2 protein-coding genes are annotated in these 633 nt (G+C 63.7%); one reads left to right on the top strand and one right to left on the bottom strand.

Going from position 1 to position 633, the window contains the following annotated elements; translation table 11 throughout:
- Positions 1 to 2 precede the first annotated feature (2 nt).
- On the top strand, positions 3 to 74 hold the full coding sequence (locus tag F6Q13_RS20405; protein ID WP_367141377.1) for a hypothetical protein: 72 nt from the start codon (positions 3 to 5) through the stop codon (positions 72 to 74).
- 60 nt (positions 75 to 134) lie between these two features.
- On the opposite strand, the gene F6Q13_RS19485 is transcribed toward F6Q13_RS20405, so the two are convergent.
- Positions 135 to 623 carry a zinc ribbon domain-containing protein gene (locus F6Q13_RS19485; RefSeq protein WP_293060000.1) on the bottom strand — a complete coding sequence of 163 codons (489 nt, stop codon included), beginning with the start codon at positions 621 to 623 and terminating at the stop codon, positions 135 to 137.
- Between the last annotated feature and the right edge of the window lie 10 nt (positions 624 to 633).

The following is a 633-nucleotide window of genomic DNA, read 5'->3' as shown; positions in this document are numbered from 1 at the left end:
GAGTGGTCGGCGAGTTCCTGGAAAGCTACTTCCCGGTGCCTGCGCCCTGGGAACGGGTCGTCGCCGACGAGTGAGCGGTGACGTCCTCCGCGCATTGAAGATGCGCGAATTCCTTGTGGTGGTGTGCTGTCGCGCTATGCCGCTTGTTGGGCGGGTAGCGCCGTAGGCTCACCAGCAGGGAAGGTTTGCGTCGAGCGGCTCTGTCGCATCGCGGCTTTGGCTTTACGCCGGGCTTTGATACGCGCCACTGACCTCCGCGAGGGCGGATGTCTGCGGCCTCGCTGCTTAGATACTGCTACGGCCGGACCTCGACGCCCATCAACGTCGTGACGGTGGAGCAGCCAACCATGGTTGGCTGCTTCCAGATCCAGCCGGTCGGAACCATCAGCGCCCCTGTGGACGTGCAGTCCCAGGAATGCCGAAAACAGGTCCCGGTCTTCTGTGATGCCGCACCCGCAGCGGTGGACCCGTTGGTTGAGCGGCTTTTTCTTCCGGTTCCCACATAAACAGGTTTGCGACAGGGCAGTCGTGTAGGGGCTGTACTCGTAGAGGCGATCGCCGCCGGCGCTTTCAGCCTTGCGGCGGATAGTCTCTACGAGCAGTCCCGGTGCCCGGTCGCGCACACTGCGTGGA

Origin of the sequence: Mycobacterium sp., assembly GCF_008709575.1 — a bacterium.
Classification (GTDB): domain Bacteria; phylum Actinomycetota; class Actinomycetes; order Mycobacteriales; family Mycobacteriaceae; genus Mycobacterium.
The sequence above is the reverse complement of the archived record's forward strand: the minus strand, read 5'-3'. Positions and strand labels throughout refer to the sequence as shown.